This is a genomic window from Acinetobacter sp. YH12236, assembly GCF_013417645.1.
GTDB lineage: Bacteria > Pseudomonadota > Gammaproteobacteria > Pseudomonadales > Moraxellaceae > Acinetobacter.
The window spans coordinates 1-16028 of record NZ_VPDM01000051.1 but is presented as its reverse complement, the minus strand read 5'-3'; the positions used below and the strand labels follow the sequence as shown (position 1 = coordinate 16028).

At 44.9% G+C, this 16028-nt stretch carries 15 protein-coding genes; 11 read left to right on the top strand and 4 right to left on the bottom strand.

Annotated features, from left to right (window positions below):
- Positions 1–244: 244 nt before the first annotated feature.
- Positions 245–847, bottom strand: coding sequence for a GTP cyclohydrolase II (ribA, locus tag FTV14_RS15000; RefSeq protein WP_180016552.1), 603 nt, complete (start codon positions 845–847; stop codon positions 245–247).
- Between the two features lie 311 nt (positions 848–1158).
- On the opposite strand from ribA, the gene dxs reads away from it, so the two are divergent.
- The 8 genes from dxs (at position 1159) to FTV14_RS14960 (ending at position 10010) form a co-directional block, all read left to right on the top strand.
- Positions 1159–3069, top strand: a complete 1911-nt coding sequence (dxs, locus tag FTV14_RS14995; RefSeq protein ID WP_180054100.1) for a 1-deoxy-D-xylulose-5-phosphate synthase — start codon at positions 1159–1161, stop codon at positions 3067–3069.
- 114 nt (positions 3070–3183) lie between these two features.
- Positions 3184–4014 (top strand): inositol monophosphatase family protein, encoded by an 831-nt coding sequence (locus FTV14_RS14990; RefSeq protein WP_005233698.1) that lies wholly within the window; start codon positions 3184–3186, stop codon positions 4012–4014.
- Positions 4015–4543: 529 nt separating this feature from the next.
- Positions 4544–6376 carry a DEAD/DEAH box helicase gene (locus tag FTV14_RS14985; RefSeq protein WP_180011177.1) on the top strand — a complete coding sequence of 611 codons (1833 nt, stop codon included), beginning with the start codon at positions 4544–4546 and terminating at the stop codon, positions 6374–6376.
- A gap of 405 nt (positions 6377–6781) precedes the next feature.
- On the top strand, positions 6782–7600 hold the full coding sequence (locus FTV14_RS14980; RefSeq protein ID WP_005233709.1) for an ABC transporter ATP-binding protein: 819 nt from the start codon (positions 6782–6784) through the stop codon (positions 7598–7600).
- Positions 7597–8376, top strand: coding sequence for a lipid asymmetry maintenance ABC transporter permease subunit MlaE (gene mlaE / locus FTV14_RS14975; protein ID WP_004786970.1), 780 nt, complete (start codon positions 7597–7599; stop codon positions 8374–8376). Before FTV14_RS14980 ends, mlaE begins: the two co-directional genes overlap by 4 nt.
- Entirely contained in the window at positions 8376–9053 is a 678-nt protein-coding gene (locus tag FTV14_RS14970; protein ID WP_180054099.1) for an outer membrane lipid asymmetry maintenance protein MlaD, read from the top strand. Before mlaE ends, FTV14_RS14970 begins: the two co-directional genes overlap by 1 nt.
- A gap of 18 nt (positions 9054–9071) precedes the next feature.
- Complete coding sequence (locus tag FTV14_RS14965) at positions 9072–9707, top strand: phospholipid-binding protein MlaC (protein ID WP_004786965.1); 636 nt, start codon at positions 9072–9074, stop codon at positions 9705–9707.
- A 12-nt stretch (positions 9708–9719) separates the two neighbouring features.
- A complete protein-coding gene (locus FTV14_RS14960) occupies positions 9720–10010 on the top strand; it encodes a lipid asymmetry maintenance protein MlaB (RefSeq protein ID WP_180054098.1) in 291 nt (96 codons plus the stop codon).
- Positions 10011–10116: 106 nt separating this feature from the next.
- Here FTV14_RS14960 and FTV14_RS14955 read toward each other — a convergent pair whose 3' ends face one another.
- Positions 10117–11130: a CorA family divalent cation transporter gene (locus FTV14_RS14955; protein WP_159122636.1), complete on the bottom strand. Its 1014-nt coding sequence runs from the start codon at positions 11128–11130 to the stop codon at positions 10117–10119.
- Between the two features lie 152 nt (positions 11131–11282).
- Between FTV14_RS14955 and FTV14_RS14950 the strand changes: the two genes are divergently transcribed.
- Both FTV14_RS14950 and FTV14_RS14945 read left to right on the top strand, forming a co-directional pair.
- Entirely contained in the window at positions 11283–11873 is a 591-nt protein-coding gene (locus FTV14_RS14950; protein WP_034701503.1) for a TIGR00730 family Rossman fold protein, read from the top strand.
- 28 nt (positions 11874–11901) lie between these two features.
- Positions 11902–12303: an NUDIX domain-containing protein gene (locus FTV14_RS14945; RefSeq protein ID WP_166135917.1), complete on the top strand. Its 402-nt coding sequence runs from the start codon at positions 11902–11904 to the stop codon at positions 12301–12303.
- A 1-nt stretch (position 12304) separates the two neighbouring features.
- Here the strand turns inward: FTV14_RS14945 and FTV14_RS14940 are convergent, their stop codons facing one another.
- Positions 12305–12940, bottom strand: a complete 636-nt coding sequence (locus FTV14_RS14940) for a ComF family protein (RefSeq protein WP_166135920.1) — start codon at positions 12938–12940, stop codon at positions 12305–12307.
- Positions 12927–14972, bottom strand: coding sequence for an ATP-dependent DNA helicase RecG (gene recG / locus FTV14_RS14935; protein ID WP_166135923.1), 2046 nt, complete (start codon positions 14970–14972; stop codon positions 12927–12929). Before recG ends, FTV14_RS14940 begins: the two co-directional genes overlap by 14 nt.
- 33 nt (positions 14973–15005) lie before the next feature.
- Here recG and FTV14_RS14930 point away from each other — a divergent pair, with 33 nt between their 5' ends.
- A complete protein-coding gene (locus tag FTV14_RS14930; RefSeq protein WP_166135926.1) occupies positions 15006–15818 on the top strand; it encodes an NAD-dependent epimerase/dehydratase family protein in 813 nt (270 codons plus the stop codon).
- The last annotated feature ends 210 nt before the right edge of the window (positions 15819–16028 follow it).

Here is a 16028-nt window from a genome sequence, read left to right as displayed (position 1 = left end):
TGCTGCAATGCGCAAGCTTATACATCTGTGTTATGGCGTTTTAAAACATCAGACTGCCTATCAAAGAGATTATTTAGTGGTCGAATAATCTCAAAACCTGATTGACTACCAAGACGGTATCTCATCTTTGAAAAAGAGGGGGAAAAGCCTCCCTGAGCAAGACTTAAGCATGGCTTTAAGTCGAAGCGCAAGAAAGGGAGGTTTGGAGGGATTAAGTTAAAAGGTCGAAGGGATTTAAAAATAATTAAAAATCTTCCTTCTGATACATATGCGCCATACGCTCATGCTTGGTTTTGAGGTATTGCTCATTGAATGGATTCAGACCCACAGTGAGTGGTACACGGTCCACTACATTAATGCCTTGCTCTTTCAGTGCATCAATTTTTAAAGGGTTATTGGTGATCAGGCGGACGGCTTTTACACCTAGGTGATCCAGCATGATGCTGCACATATCATATTGACGTGCATCTGCAGGTAAATTCAGCATTAGATTGGCATCGACCGTATCATGGCCCTGGTCTTGCAAGGCATATGCACGGATTTTATTGGTTAGGCCAATTCCGCGTCCTTCCTGACGTAAATAAAGAATGACACCGCGACCCACTTCATTAATCAGTTTTTGTGTTGCCTGGAGTTGAGGGCCACAGTCGCATTTTAATGAAGCAAAGGCATCACCGGTTAAACATTCAGAATGTACACGGACCAGCATAGGTTCATCACTTGGTTCTTCTAAGCCTTTAGAAAGAGCGACATGTTCTTCGCCAGTTTTAGGGTCTTGAAAAACAGTAATTTTAAATTCACCATGAGCGGTCGGTAATCTTGAAGTTGCGACAAATTCGATAGGCACAGCTGAACCCGTAAAATCCTAATAAAGTAGCTAAAGTATAGCGTAATGCTTAAACATTAGTAGAATTGCTCAGCTGAATTTATGAAGAACATTTTCTTTTTTGTAGAAAGCGAACGATAATAGTTGATAAATAGTAAGATTATTCAGGATAATCGTAGCCTGCAAATTTTTCACCCCGACGAGATCGCTGTTTAATATTGCATCGCTAGAAGCGTAGCTGAATTGAAGCTGCTACAATTCAACTATATGATCGGTTATTCCCCATTGACCTAGCTTAAGATTTTGCCAGGCTTTAGAAGGCTTTGCCATATATGCTGTATACAGAAATACCAACTCAACGCCCTGTAACACCGTTGCTTGATGCGATCGATCATCCTGAGCAACTGCGTGCACTCGAGCAAAGCCAGCTCACACAAGTGGCGGATGAGTTACGTCAATTCATTTTGTATGCTGCGGGTCAGAGTGGTGGACACTTTGGGGCCAATCTGGGTGTGATTGAGCTTACTGTCGCTTTACATTACTGCTTTAATACGCCACATGATCGCCTGATCTGGGATGTGGGTCATCAGGCTTATCCGCATAAGGCGTTGACCGGACGTCGTGAACAGCTCACTACAATCCGTGCAAAAGATGGTCTGGCCGCATTTCCGGCGCGTGAAGAATCCGAATTTGATACTTTTGGGGTAGGGCATTCATCTACCGCAATTTCTGCTGGTCTCGGCATGGCTTTGGCACGCCGTTATCAGAACAATCCGTGTGAAGTCGTATCAATCATTGGTGATGGCGCCATGACAGCAGGCATGGCCTTTGAAGCGATGAATGATGCTGTGGCACATCAGGCTGACCTGATGGTGGTTCTGAACGACAATGATATGTCGATCTCTTGCAGTACTGGTGGTTTTGCCAAGCATCTTGCTGCAATCTGGGAACGTGGCGAATTCGTCAACGTGACTGAAGATGGTGAGGCTTATGTACAGCCGCATCCGGAATGGCTATATAACTCGCGTTTACATCAAGCTGCAACTGATGCCGCAGATAACCTGTTTAAAGCCATTGGTTTTGATTATTTTGGTCCTTATGATGGCCATGATGTCAAACAACTGGTACACGTCTTTAAAGCCTTGAAAAAACGTAAAGGTCCGCGCCTAATTCATATCTATACCAAAAAAGGTAAGGGCTTTGCACCAGCAGAATGTGACCAGATTAAATACCATGCGATTAGTAAACTCAATGCAGTTGCAGTAGCTAATCCAGCACCGAAATATTCCGATGTATTTGGACAATGGTTATGTGATGAAGCAGCACAGGATAAACGCCTATTGGCGATTACTCCGGCGATGTGTGAAGGTTCAGGTATGGTGCAGTTTGCCAAAGAATACCCTGAACGTTTCTTTGATGTGGCCATTGCAGAACAACATGCAGTGACGCTTGCCGCTGGTATGGCTTGTGAAGGTTTAAAACCGGTCGTCGCTATCTATTCAACTTTCTTGCAACGTGGTTATGATCAGTTGGTCCATGACGTGGCACTGCAAAATCTGGATGTGACGTTTGGGATCGACCGTGCCGGTCTGGTCGGCGAAGATGGTCCAACGCATGCTGGTGCCTATGATTATGCCTATATGCGTACCATTCCGAATCTGGTGATCATGGCACCAAAAGATGAGAATGAATGCCGTCAAATGTTGCATACGGCTTATCTGTATCATGGTCCGGCAGCAGTGCGTTATCCGCGCGGGAATGGACTGGGTGTTGAAATCCAGAAAACCATGACCGAGATGCAGATCGGTCAGGCAGAATTATTGCTCAGTCTGAACGAACAATATGATGAATATGTTTCGATTCTGGCATTCGGTAGTCGGGTTCAAGCCGCAGTGGAAGCTGCTCAGGTATTTGCCAGCAAACATGATGTGGGCGTACGCGTAGTGAATATGCGTTTTATCAAACCATTGGATACCAAAATATTAAACCAGTTGGCTCATTCAACCAGTCTGTTTGTCACTGTTGAAGAACATGCAGTCATGGGCGGTGCAGGAAGTGCTGTGAATGAGTATCTGGCTGAAGCTCAAATCGTTAAACCAATCCTGAACCTAGGTCTAGCGGATAGCTTTATGGCACAAGCAACACATAGTCAAATGTTGCAACAGGCAGGACTTGATAGCCAAGGCATTGAAAAATCAATCAATGAAGCCTGGTCAAAGCTAGGTCAAAGCGTCCTGCTATAAACTCTTAAAAAGTTTCGACACATTTTTTCCCAAAAAGCCCGGATATTTGCTAAAATATGCGGGCTTTTATGCATTATTCTTTATCAGTATCTTCAAATTTGTAGTGGGTGTTCAATGGAACCTATGGTGGTGATGGCTGCGCGTGCGGCTCAATTAGTTGGTCAAGAGCTTTTAAAAGCGCATCAAAATCGTCATAAACTCGATCTGCAAGTCGAAGAAAAAGGCATTGATGGTCCGGTAACGCGTGTAGATCGTTATCTGGAACAGTTGACCATCGATACTCTACGTAAAAGCTATAAAAATCACAGTTTCCTTGGTGAAGAATTTGGTCTGCAAGAAGGTAAAGGTCACGACGCTGATTGGTGTTGGGTGATCGATCCACTTGATGGCACACTAAACTTTATCAACGGTTTTCCGCATTTCTGTATCTCTATCGCAGTTCAGCATAAAGGTGTAACTCAGCACGGTGTTATTTATGACCCTGTGAAAGATGAGCTATTCTCTGCGAGCCGTGGTCGTGGTGCGATGCTGAACCAGCGCCGTATCCGTGTAAATGTTAAAGACAGTCTGAACAATACTTTCCTGGCAGTTGGCCATGCTTACCGTACTAAACGTAATGGTGAAGTAGTCTCTTATGCCAAGAATCATTTTGATGCATTGCTCAATGTGACTGAAGCAGGTGCACAATTCCGTCGTGGTGGTTCAGCTGCCTTGGATCTGGCTTATGTAGCTGCTGGTCGTCTTGATGGTTACTTCGAGCTTGGCTTGAAACCTTGGGATATTGCAGCAGGCGAGTTAATTGTGAAAGAAGCGGGCGGTACTGTGGTTGATGCGCGTGGTGGTAGCGATTCTATGGAAAATGGTCAAGTTTTGGCTTGTTCAATGAAAATGCTGAAACCTCTTATGCAAGCAGTTGTTCCTGCTTGGGGTGACGCAGCGAAATAATCGGGTTTAACGCCGTAAATCGAATATTAAAAAGGTATCTCTCGGGATGCCTTTTTTATTTTTTGAAAATAATTACGGGATAAATATCTTCATATTTAGATGATTTACAGCCTTGATAAAAAGAAAATTGACCGGCTGGAGAATTAATTACATTTCCTTTCTTGTTTAAGTCATAGAAATTGATGAAGAAATTAGCAGTTAAACAAAATAATCTGAAAAGCGGATGACTTTATGAATAATCCTGCTATAATCTGCGCACGCACTTAATTTCTGTTCGTCACCTGAACATTTCTCTTCTTATCATTGTGTATGCGCGTGCGGTCCAAAGAGAGGACGATATCTCGCGCCCCAATCGCTAAAGCGATTCCTTCAGGTTATGCCGTAATCATGCGTGCGTTATATCACATCGTCGTTACTCGGATCGCCGCTGAATCATCTCTTTTCAGCGTTTAATTGCTGTACCGCTTTTTGTCGATGTCCATTTGACTTTATTTTTAATGGAGCACCCAGTTTCCGGGTGGAATACTCTATGAGCAAAACTTTTGCTGAATTTTCTTTGCATGAATCGTTACAACAAGCCCTTCAAGGCTTAGGTTTTACTACTCCGACTCCTGTACAAGAACAATCTATCCCTGCTGCACTAGAAGGTAAAGACCTTTTAGTATCTAGTCAGACAGGTTCGGGTAAAACCGCTGCGTTCCTTCTCCCAACTTTGAACGCGCTTGCTAACCAAGATACTTTCGTACCATTTAAAGAACGTATGAAAGCGGTGACTCAACCGACTATTCTGGTGATTTCACCAACTCGTGAATTGGCACAACAAGTATGCCAAGACGCGATCGCATTTGTACGTCACATGAAAGGTGTTCGTATTGCTGCAATTATGGGTGGTATGCCATTTGGTAAACAAATCCAGCAGTTAAAAGGTGCACAGGTTGTTGTAGCAACTCCAGGCCGTTTACTTGACCTTGTTAACCGTCGTCAAATCAAACTTGACAAAGTTGACTCGCTGATCGTCGACGAAGCTGACCGCATGCTAGACCTTGGCTTCTCTGAAGACCTGGAAGCAATCGGTGACTTGGCTGCAAACCGTAAACAAACACTGATGTTCTCTGCAACTTTCGCTCCACGTATCATTACCCTTGCTGAACGCATGATGAATGAGCCAGAGCGTATTGCAATTGAAACTGGTCACTCTACCAATACTGACATTACCCAGACTTTACACTGGACTGATGGCTTTGAGCACAAGAAAAAACTTCTTACTCACTGGTTAAACGAAGAAGATGTTGATCAGGCAGTGGTCTTTGCTTCTACTCAAGAAGATACAGATATGCTGGCTGAAGAACTTGCTGAAGCAGGTTTATCAGTTGTTGCTCTACATGGTGCGATGCCACAAACCGTTCGTAACCGTCGTCTGCGCAGTATCCGTGAAGGTCGTGCAAAAATCCTGGTTGCAACTGACGTTGCAGCACGTGGTCTAGACGTACCGACAATCTCTCACGTGATCAACTTTGGTCTTCCTATGAAGAACGAAGACTATGTACACCGTATCGGTCGTACAGGTCGTGCGGGCCGTACCGGTAAAGCAATTACTTTAGCGACTTATCGTGAACGCGGTAAAATCCGTGCACTAGAAGACTTCCTTGAAGCTCGTCTAAATGTATCTGAAATTGAAGGTCTTGAGCCATCTCCACCTCCTGCACGCGGTAGCCGTGATGGCGCTGGTCGTGGTCGTGGCGGTCGTCGTGATGGCGGTCGTGGCTTCGGTGGTGGTCGTCGTTTCGAAGGCGAGAGCAATTTCAAACGTCGTGAAGGTGGTGATGACCGTCCACGTCGTAGCTTCGATGACAAACCTCGTGGCGAACGTCCTGCGTTCGGTGGCGAAGATCGTCCACGTCGTGACTTCAACAGCGATCGTCCACGTCGTGAAGGCGGTTTCGGTGATCGTCCACGTCGTGACTTCAATGAAGACCGTCCACGTCGCGAGTTTAACAATGATCGCCCACGTCGTGACTTCGGTGACCGTCCTCGTTTCGAAGGTAATGATGACAACCGCGGTAACCGTGTAGATTACAAACCACGTCGTGAAGGTTCTTTCGGTGACCGTCCTAAACGTGATTTTGGTGATCGTCCTGCTCCACGTCGTGAAGGTGGTTTCGGTGACCGTCCTAAACGTGATTTCGGTGATCGTCCAGCACGTCGCGAAGGTGGTTTCGGTGATCGCCCAGCACGTTCATTCGGTGATGACCGTCCAAAACGTGACTTTGGTGACCGTCCAGCGCGTCGCAACTTTGATGACAAGCCACGTGGCGAGCGTTCATTCGGTGAAGATCGTCCACGTCGTAAATTCAATGACTAATTGAATAACGTCTGAAAAAAACCAGCCTGAGTGCTGGTTTTTTTATGCATTGATTTTTTGTTTTTTCAGCATAAAATGCCTACTTCATCAACTTTTTCTGGGTTTATGATGATCCGTAATCTGAAAGTGTCTTTTTAGAGTCTTTCATATTATTGAGGGGTACATGTCCTACATTGCGGTAACTTTGCTTTTGTGCAATCTGATTTATTATGTATATCGTTTTTTAAATGGATCATAGTCTGTTAAAATCGCGTCGAAATAAAATTTTTGATTACTAGAAATATATGGCCAGGCATGGAGCATTATGTTTTCCATGAACTTGACCCTTCATTTTCAAATGCTAACATGTTGAACTTCGTTCTTTTGTCATATGCATGCTGAAAAAATGCAGGAATAAACTCAGCTATGAAAAATCAAACAGCGCAGGATCCTCAGTCTTTGATTGAAGTCAAGAATTTGAGTTTCAAGCGGGGTGAGCGTGTAATTTATGACGATGTCAGTTTAAACATTCGTCGTGGGCAGATTACCGCCATTATGGGACCTTCCGGAACTGGTAAAACCACTTTATTAAGATTGATCGGCGGGCAACTGACGCCTGAACAGGGTCAGGTTTTACTGGACGGTAAAGATATTGCCAAGATGTCCCGTTCCGAGCTTTTTTCTGCACGTGCACGTATGGGGATGCTGTTCCAAAGTGGCGCTCTGTTTACCGACATGAGCGTCTATGAAAATGTTGCCTTTCCGATTCGTGCGCATACCAAATTGCCTGAACATCTGATTGCTGAAATTGTGGCTTTGAAACTCGAGTCAGTAGGACTACGTGGGGCAGAGCAAATGATGCCTTCAGAGCTGTCTGGCGGGATGAATCGCCGGGTGGCTTTGGCTCGGGCGATTGCACTGGACCCTGAACTGATCATGTACGATGAACCTTTTGCCGGGCAGGATCCGATTGTGATGGGGGTTTTGACCCGACTGATCCGCTCTCTACGTGAAGCACTGGATTTAACAACCATTATTGTTTCGCATGATGTGGCAGAGACTTTATCGATTGCCGATTACATTTATGTAGTCGCAGAAGGCAAAATCCAGGGTGAGGGCACAGCAGAAGAATTGAAAAATCATCCTTCAGCCTTTGTGCAGCAGTTCCTAACCGGTTCGGTTGAAGGCCCGGTAGATTATCAGTTTAGTCATCAGGCTTATTTAAGTGATGAGGTACGTTCATGAATGCCATTGCTGCCTTAGGTAGACGCGTTATTGAACGTGTTCAGGGAATTGGTGTTGCAACACTGATGCTGTTGCAGATTCTCTTTTCCATGCCAACCTGGCTTGGAGTAAAGCTGTTTGTTTATCAGATGTATCGGGTCGGGGTACTGTCGCTCTTGATCATTGCGGTATCTGGCCTGTTTATTGGTTCAGTACTCGGTTTGCAGATGTATACCATTCTGTCGACATTTGGTAGTGAAGCGATGCTTGGTACTGCAGTGGCTTTAACCTTGTTACGTGAATTGGCACCTGTGGTTGCTGCCTTACTATTTGCGGGTCGTGCCGGTTCTGCCTTAACCGCCGAAATTGGTCTGATGAAAGCAACTGAGCAATTGTCCAGTATGGAAATGATCGGGGTCGATCCCTTAAAACGGGTGATTTCACCACGCCTTTGGGCCGGTATTTTTAGCTTGCCCATGCTCTCTGTGATCTTTGCTGCGGTCGGGATTATGGGCGGAAAAATGGTAGGTGTTGATTTTCTGGGTGCAGATGAAGGTGCATATTGGAGTGGCATGGAAAGTACCGTGCGCTTCTATAAAGATGTCCTGAATGGCACCATTATCAAGAGTTTTGTTTTTGCATTAATTTGTACCTGGATCGCGGTTTATCAGGGTTATGCCTGTGAACCAACATCAGAAGGTATCGCAACTTCTACAACACGTACGGTTGTCTATTCTTCGCTGTGCGTATTAGGTTTTGATTTCGTGTTGACTGCGGTCATGTTCGGAGGTATTTAATGAAATCACGTACTAGTGAGCTGGCCGTTGGTGTTTTTGTCATTTTTTTCGGTATCGCCCTGTTCTTTTTGGCGATGCGTGTCAGCGGTCTGGTAGGCACCAATATTTCTGATAGCTATCAGATGACAGCGACTTTTGAAAATGTAAATGGCATCAAGCCACGTGCTAAAGTTGCTTTGAGTGGGGTAAAAGTCGGTCAGGTCGATAAAATTACACTGGATCCGGTGACCCGTTTAGCCACTGTCCATATGACACTGGATGGCTCTCTGACTTCTTTTAATGCCGAGCAGCTCAAGCAGGTTCAGCAGGAAGCATTGGAAGAGTTACGTTATAGTTCAGATTATACCGCAGCCGATCCTGCGCAACAAAAAACAATGGAAAAACAACTATTAGATAACATGAAATCCATCACCAATATTGATGAAGATGCTTACATTATGGTAGCAACAAATGGTTTATTGGGTGAAAAGTATCTGAAAATTATTCCAGGTGGCGGTCTGACTTACTTGAAACGTGGTGAGCAGATTGCGAACACTCAAGGCACCATGGAAATTGAAGATTTAGTGACGAAATTTATTACCGGTGGTGCCGGAAAATCGTCAGATAGTCAGGAAAGTGCCTCAGAAGAAGCTGCATTTTCAGAAACAACAAATGCAGAACCGGCATTTGTTGAATAACAGATTGAGGAGATTTGAGTGAAGACTTTAGTAAAACAAACGCTTGCTGCAAGCATTCTTTCAACAATGGTTGCTGGTACAGTGTTTGCTGCACCGTCTGAAGCCCCACCTGCTTTTATTAAAAGAGTTGCAGACAATTTGATTGATCGTCTTAAAACCGATCATGCCAAATTGCAGAATAATCCTGCGCTTGTGAAAACGATTGTCCGTCAGAACCTTGACCCGTATATCGATTCACAATCGTTTACCCGGATTGTGATGGGGACTTATGCGACCAATCAGTATAGTACTGCGGCGCAGCGTGCACAGTTTGAAAAGAACTTCCGTGAAACCCTGATTGAAAATTATGGTACGGCTTTCTCTAAGTTCAGTAACCAGACTTACAGCGTTCGTCCTTATAAGGCGACTAACAGCAAAAATCCTGTAGTGACCATCGACTTTAATAACAAAGGCGAGAAAATCCCGGTTGCTTTCCAGCTGGTTGATAAAGGTTCACAATGGAAAATCCGTAACATCAATGTTTCTGGTATTGACCTGGGTCTGCAGTTCCGTAACCAGTTTGCGGCTACAGTAAAACGTAATGGTGGTAATCTGGATAAAGCCATTGCCAACTTCAAGCCAGATGCTGAAGCGGCGATTGACAAGAAAAAATAAGATAGGTGAGCTGTGATTCAATTCAATAATCAGGAACTGCAGGTTTCAGGCAAGATTGACGCTGACAATGCGCAGAGCTATTACCTAGATGGTCTGCGCGTCATTCAGTCACAGGACAAGTTTCCTGTGGTAGTTAATCTGGCTGGACTTGAGCAGGGTAGTACTTTGGCTTTGGCAGTTCTGGTGCGCTGGTTGCGCCAAACTCCACAAGCACGAGGACTACAGTTTAAAGCGGTTCCTGAAAAAATGATGAAGATCATTCAGGCCTGTCATTTGCAGGATGATCTACAGATCATTCAGTAAATAAAAAAGCACCGAAAGGTGCTTTTTTATTGTTTTTCAAATAAGCATGAATCAGATGAGGAGCGTTTCTTGCACTTCGCTTTAAAAGCAGTGCTTTAAAGCTCGCTCAAATCCACTTCTTCCATCTAAAGTAAATCAATGGCCCAATCAGGAAGCCCATAATAATAATGTTCACCATCACAAAGCTCATCGAACCTTGAGCGAAGGGCAAGACATCAGTGTTCATCCCGTAAATACTGGCAATCAGCATGGGTGGCGCAAGCATACTCGGTAAAATCGAGAAGCGACGGATCGTATCATTCTGTTCAGTGTTAATGAATCCGGACGTGGTATCCAGCAAGAAGCGGACTTTCTGGAACAGGAAGGCATCATGCTCGACCAGTGAGCGGACGTCTTCACTGAGTTCTCGAATATCTGCATCATAAATATGACTGCCTAAGGCACGTGGACGTGACAGGAAGGTAAGTACACGGCGTAAATCGATCAGACAGAGCTGAGCTTTCCCGAGCATATCTTCCAGTTGGGCCAGACGGGTAATCATGTCATCCAGATCAAGGATCTGTTCACGATGCCGGTTATTCAGCACTTCGGTTGAGTATTTTTCCAGATCCTTATGCACATCTTCCAGAATATCGGCCAACTCATCCAGTTTGGCCTCGAGCAAACCCAGCAGAATCCATGTCGGATCTTTATAGTCAATATCATAATCATTGCGACGCGCACGGGCACGAAAGGCCCGGAAAGCTACCAGCTTTTCACCGCGTAGGGTAAAGAGCCGGTCTTTATGCAAAATGAAAGCGACTGTCTGAACCGTTGCGAGGATGCTGGCATCATCCTCATGTTCACTTTCGACTTGATAATTTTTATTTTTCGTTAAGAAATAGGTACTGATGTGCAAAATACCGTCATCATCACGGTAAAATCGGGCACTCGAAGAAATATCTTCCAGAGATTTTAAAGTGGGCAGGTTTTGCTCATAGGCATCCAGAATCCATTGCTGTTCTTCCTGTGAAGGCGCAATTAAATCTATCCAAACCAGTTCCGGATGCAGGTCGAAATCACCATTGATGGTGGCATCTTCTAGGCTACCGCGCTCTGTGGCGTAAAAGGCTTCAAGCATGCTGTCTTTTCTCCCTTGCGCAGTATGTTAATCTAAATGCGTGTATTTTAGACAAGGAATTGAATAAAAACACTGATTGTGCAGTTATTTTTGAAAAAAAACTCTCAGGCGCTGCCTGCGTACTATATACCGGCAATGCAATGGTGAAAATGATGAATTCTATCGCAATTTTCTGTGGCTCAGCGCTAGGTTCTGAACCTGGTTATAAACAAATTGCCGAAAAGGTAGGTCAAACCCTGGCAAAAAGACAGCAAACACTGATTTATGGTGGTGGTCGTTCCGGATTAATGGGCATTGTAGCGGATAGTGCCTTGGCTGCAGGGGGCGAGGTTATTGGTGTTATTCCAAGACCCTTGGTGAATCGTGAACTGGCACATCCACATATTACCAAGCTGTATGTGGTCGATAATATGCATGAGCGTAAGACCAAAATGTCAGAACTCTCCGATGGTTTTATTGCCATTCCGGGTGGGGCGGGAACGCTCGAGGAAATTTTTGAGCAATGGACTTGGGCTCAGCTCGGGATTCATAAAAAACCTTGTGCTTTTCTCAATGTCGATGGCTTTTATGATGATTTGCTGAAATTTATTCAGATGACCACGGACAAGGGTTTTACCAAGCCACGTTTTACTGAATCCCTGATCGTGAGTGATGACTTCGAAGAAATTTTACAGAAATTTCAAGACTACCAGCCGCCTGAAGCAAAATGGGGTATGGTCGATCAGGAAGATCTCGTAAAATAAGTGTTTTCCACTTGATCGTTCCGAATTCATGAAAATTATTACCGTCGCAGCTGCCATTATTTTGAATTCAGATCAGCAGCTGCTGGTGGTTCGTAAGAAAAATACTGACTGTTTTATGCAAGTGGGTGGCAAGCTGGAACCGGATGAAGCACCTGAACGCACCCTGCTACGTGAAATTAAGGAAGAAATTGGTTGTCAGGCTGAGATTCAGCAATTTATCGGGTGTTTTGAAACTCAAACTGCCAATGAACCGGATCATCAACTGGTTAGTTATGTTTATCTGGTGCAGTTAGATGGCGAACCACATATTGAAGCTGAGATTGCCGAGATGAAATGGGTGGATCTGGATCAGAAAGATGTGAAACTTGCACCTTTAACTACAGAAATTGTCATACCTTGGGTTAAAAAGAACTTACTGGCCCAAGCCTGATTTAAAGTTTGGCTCCCGCCAGACAGGCGGCATAAATCTGCTGACAGCCCAGTTTTTCCAGTTGCTGGCTCAAAGCTCGAATTGAGCTGCCAGTCGTAACCACATCATCAATAATTAAAACCTTACGATAACGGACTTTTGAAGAGATAGTGACCCTGAACTGGGCTTCAATATCTTCGATACGTTCCAGACGGCTTAAGCCTTTTTGTGAATGTTGCTTGAGTCGTTCAATTGGTTGCCAGACGGGAACTTGCAAGTGTTTAGCTACATGCTTGGCCAGCAACAAAGATTGATTATAGCCACGTTCAACCAGTCGTTCGGTTGAAATCGGCATAGGAACCACTGCACTGACTTTAGGAAATTTTAAGGTTAGTAATGCACCTGCCAATAATGGTTCCAGATGCAGCTTCTGCTCATATTTAAATAATTGAATCAGGCGATCCATCGGGTAGGCATAGTCACAAGCCACCTGAAACTGCATTTCCTGACGCTGAATAGTCTGATGTGCCCAAGGTAACTGTTGCCAGCAATCCTGACAGACAGAATGCAGGTTTTGATAATCTGTCTGGCACAGCTGACAAGGTTGTAAACGGTTCAGCCAGTGTTTTCCCTGTTGGAGCAGCTTAAACATAGGCATAGCGTGGAGCCTCAGGTAGCCAGCGTTTTAATAATGCATCCGCCTGTTTCGGATAATCTTTTAACATCTGCTGGGCGACATAATGCGCCTGATTCAGCAAGTGATCATCACGTTCCAGCTTGGCTACACGGAAACCCATATCACCAGTCTGTTTGGTTCCTAACAATTCACCCGGACCACGTAATTCCAGGTCTTTCTCGGCAATGATAAAACCATCATTGGTTTCGCGCATGATGCGCAGACGTTCCTGACCATTTTGTGACAATGGATTTTTATAAAGCAAGGCACAGAAGCTGGCTTTGGCACCACGACCAACCCGGCCACGCAGCTGATGTAGTTGTGACAGGCCAAGCCGTTCGGCATTTTCAATCACCATAATCGAAGCATTCGGGACATCAACACCGACTTCGATCACAGTTGTAGCAATGAGTAGCTGCAGTTTATTGTCTTTGAATTCCTGCATGACTGCCTGTTTTTCATCGGCTTTCATTTTGCCATGTACCAGACCGATATTCAGTTCAGGGAAGCGTTCCTTGATCTCGGCAAAGGTTGCTTCTGCGGCTTGAGCATCCAGAGTTTCCGACTGTTCCACCAAAGTACAGACCCAATAAGCCTGTTTACCTTCAGCACAATTCGTGGCAATCCGTTGCAGAACCTCTTCGCGACGATCCAGCGGAATGGTCACAGTCTGGATCGGAGTACGACCCGGTGGCAATTCATCAATAATTGACGTATCCAGATCGCCATACGCCGACATAGCAAGCGTGCGTGGAATCGGGGTTGCGGTCATCACCAATTGATGCGGCGACATGCCATCCAAGCCTTTATTTCTCAAGGCTAAGCGTTGATCGACCCCAAAACGATGCTGCTCATCAATAATTACTAAGCCCAGTTTGGCAAACTCGACATTTTCCTGAAACAGGGCATGTGTGCCCACCACCAGATGCGCGCTACCATCACGGATCACTTGCTCTGCTGTAGTACGCGCTTTACCTTTCTGCTTCCCAGAAAGCCAGGCAACATTTAAACCGAGTGGTTCGAACCAGCGCTTGAAGTTGAGGTAATGCTGTTCGGCCAGAATTTCAGTTGGCGCCATCAGCGCAACTTGCCAGCCTTCTTCTAGGGCATGACAGGCTGCTACGCCGGCCACTAAGGTTTTACCTGCACCCACATCACCCTGCACCAGACGTAGCATCGGTTTATCCTGTTTCAGGTCTATGGCAATTTCTTTGGATACACGTTTTTGCGCACCGGTCATTTCGAAAGGTAAACCGGCCAAAAGCTGTTTGGCATAGGTTTTACTCGGGGAAAATGAAGGGGCTTCAATCTGCTGAATAAAGGCACGCCGAGTCAGTAAACTGATTTGATGTGCCACCAGTTCCTCAAAAATCAGACGCTGCTGTGCCGGATGTGAGCCTTGAGTGAGCTGCAACATATTGGCGTCCAGCGGTGGATGATGAATATATTCCAGTGCCTGCTTCAGGCCATAACCATTGCTAAATTTTTGTGGCAACAGTTCAGGCAGATCATCGCTATGCAGTTCTAGTGCCTGTTTAATATATTCCCGCAGCTTGGGCTGAGTCAGTCCTTCGGTTGCCGGATAGATCGAGGTGAGTTGGGTATGAGGCAGAGGCGTATGTTCAGTAATGACTTGCAGCTCTGGATGATACATTTCCAGACCACGGGCACCGACTCGCACTTCACCAAAGACTCTTAAACGGTTACCGAGCTTGCAGCGATCGGTAATGCCTTTATAAATATGATAAAAGCGCAAAGTGACTTTGCCAGAATCATCATCCAGTAACACTGCCATAGACTTGCGTTTACCGGGTGGGAAATCAACCCCTTTCACGATACCTTCCAGCAAATAGCTGCGTCCCACCGTTAATTGATTCATGGGAATGATCGTGCTACGGTCTTCATAGTCACGTGGTAGATGAAAAAGCAAATCATCAGTATTAAAGATATTTAGTTTTTCGAGTAAAGCAGCGGCGGCATTGCCAACGCCTTGTAACTGATGGACTGCAGCCATGTCCCCTCAACCAGGTCTGTGATTCGGTGTCGAATGCATATTTTATTTATTGGTTATGGTAAAACATCCGAGCGGGTAGCTAAACAATTATTTGAGCAAGGTCATCAAATTAGCACAATTAGCCAAAGTCCCAAAACAGATTCATTCGCAACTCATCTGATTCAGGATGTACACACTCTGGATTTAAGTGCAGCCGCTCCGATTGATTGGGTCTATGTGTTACTTAGCCCAAAACTGAGGGGGGTCGAAGCCTATCAGCACATTTATCTGGATTCGGTTCAGCCAATCATTACTGCCTTGAAATCCCATCCGGTAAAAAGAATGGTGGTGGTTTCATCAACCCGGGTTTATGGACAGAATGCAGGTGAAAGCGTGGATGATGAAACTGAAATTCATCCGAATGATGCTCAAGGTGAAATTCTGCATCACATGGAACAGGCGTATCTCGCGGCTTATCCTGATCAATGTACCATTATCCGCCCAAGTGGGATTTATGGGACTTCTGTGGCACGTATGCAGAAAATGGCAACCTCAATGATCAGTTATCCAAATCTGCACTGGTCGAATCGTATTCATATTGAAGACTTATCACGTTTTCTAGCTCATATGATTCACGTGGAACATCCTGATTCTTCATATATTTTGACTAATAATCAGCCACAACTTTTGCATGAAGTCTTGCAATGGTTTCAGCAGCAGATGGGTTTATTTATATTGAAAGTGGAAAGTGACAGGGTGACGGGTAAAAAGCTGTATGCCACAAGAATGGAAAAGATAGGCTTTGAGTTAGAGCATCAGGATTGTTTTCAGGATTATTTAGAGTTGATGAATAAGACTGATTTATAAATTTGGAAGTTCCTCCTCCCTCTGGGAGGAGGTTAGGAGGAGGGTTTTATATAAAAGGACCTCTCCCTTACGCGGCAGTGCTTCTTGTATCTTGATTGATATAGTGATTAGCTACCACTATACGCAAATTGTAGAGTTTGGAGTGCTGCTAAAATCTTAAATTTGAACCTGAGATAAAACCTACAATTTGCCCTTATCCCTCATACAACT